Raw genomic sequence first — 1,941 nt, 5'->3', positions numbered from 1 at the left:
GATAGCGGCAATCTGCGGATGAGAAATATTTGTTAACAGCAGTTATTGGCAAGGCGGTAAAATATTGAAATTACCGCCTTTATGGATGGGCACTAGCTATAAAAAGAAAATGGGCGGGAAGTTTGAGCAGCTATTTGAAGATAAGGAAGCTTATTTCTCTGATGGTTATGAAAAAAGTGCGGAGTATAACCCGGAAATAGCTTATGAGCGTTACTTGTCATCAAGGTCAGATGAACCCACAGTTATAAAAACTCGTAAGAACGTTAGTAAGATTGCGAAATATATAGATTTTAAAAAGAACATTACAGCTGAAATGATTCTAAACAAAGATACTCAGTTTATGATTTTTAGGGTCTTAGGTTCAGGAATCATAGGTTCTAAAGAGGCAAATGGTCATACAATTCGCTTTTATGATTTTGCGTTTAATGAACGTTGGTGTCGAGTATTTGAGCCGAAGGAAAGGCCGCTAGCTCTCGGTAAGAATCGGTTTTTAGACTACGGTGACAGCGCAGTGGTTAATCTCTGCATGGAAAGGGATGTAACTGTCTCGAGCTATGGTGAGGTATGTTGCCTGTCTTTGACAGACGGTGCTTCTAAGTGGTCGGCCTCTTTTCCTCATGCTGTAGATAGTATAGAGAAAGAAAGTGACTCGACTTTATTGGTTTTAGCGTCGGGGACTTTGTATCGCCTATCTGCGTTGACTGGAGAAGTATTGCAAACGCTCAGTACAGGGTTTGAGAATAGGCTGAGGAAGCATTTTACCTTTATGGCTGATGAGTACTGCTTTTTATTCAGTATAGTGAATAAGCTGATGCATGTTGTGGACTTGGAATGTTTTTCTATAGTGAAGACTCTTGACCTCCAAGACCGAAAAGAAACTTTTTATCACAATGAAATGCTTAAAATAGATCGGTCTGTTTATTTTCAAATGAATGCTAGTAGTTATCAAAAAATCACTGCTGAGGTCAATTTAGATACTCTCGATTTAACCTATGAAGATGAGCACCAGCCTAATCTGAACATAAGCATACCTACGAAAGGCTATGAGCCTATTACAATAACAACCGAAGGCGAATACCTGGGCGATTTACTACGCTATCTGGAGTTTACTGTCTTGGAACTTGCTGAACGTGAAGGCAACCAAGGGCGAGGGTTAAGCTTTAACAAACACTTTGATGGCGTGATTTCAGTAACCTGTCTGAATACGGATGCCGATGGATTTAGTTTAGATGATTGCTTTAGAAGGTTGAAATACGTAATTGAAAATGACGCAGCAAGCTGGGGTATATTTTGTGGCAAGGGCAAAAACCCGATTACGTTTGAGTATAAGTTTGAATCTTAAAAAGACCACCGAACAACTCCGATGATATCAGCGTTGTTCACCAAGCCGAATAGGCGGCTATCAAATGTTGATTGAACACGGTTACCCAGACACCCATTCTAATAGTTGACTAACCCATTAATAACTGGTTGCATATACATACTGTATTCATCCAGGGATTGATTATGCCAAAGCCAAGGAGTGCTCAGGTATCCATCGACGCAACCCCCTACTATCACTGCATTTCACGCTGTGTGAGGCGTGCCTATCTGTGCGGAATTGATGTTCACACCGGAGTTAGTTATGAACACAGACGGGGCTGGGTTGAGCAGAAAATTCTCAAATTGGGCCAAGTCTTCTGTATTGATGTCTGCGCCTATGCCGTGATGTCGAATCACTACCATGTGGTTTTGCACATCAACACTCAGCAGGCCGAACAACTTTCCGATAAAGCGGTTCATGCCCGCTGGCAAAGCCTGTTCAAAGGCAATCATCTGTCTGCTCGCTTTTTGCGGGATGAACCCGTGACCGATGCAGAAATGGCGGTCGTCAAGGAACTCACCGATACCTGGCGCTCCCGGTTAATGGACATCAGCTGGTTCATGCGCGTATTAAACGAA

Annotated in this window: 2 protein-coding genes; both read left to right on the top strand. The window is 42.3% G+C overall.

All coding sequences use genetic code 11. The features are described from left to right. Window positions 1-64: 64 nt before the first annotated feature. Window positions 65-1,342 carry a hypothetical protein gene (locus BCF53_RS19080; RefSeq protein ID WP_132704365.1) on the top strand — a complete coding sequence of 426 codons (1,278 nt, stop codon included), beginning with the start codon at window positions 65-67 and terminating at the stop codon, window positions 1,340-1,342. A gap of 164 nt (window positions 1,343-1,506) precedes the next feature. Next, on the top strand, window positions 1,507-1,941 hold a 435-nt coding region (locus BCF53_RS19075; RefSeq protein ID WP_481404359.1), incomplete at its 3' end, for a transposase.

Origin of the sequence: Reinekea marinisedimentorum (assembly GCF_004341165.1) — a bacterium.
Lineage (GTDB): Bacteria > Pseudomonadota > Gammaproteobacteria > Pseudomonadales > Natronospirillaceae > Reinekea > Reinekea marinisedimentorum.
Note: the sequence above shows the minus strand (reverse complement) of the source record. Positions and strands in the feature narration are given on the sequence as shown.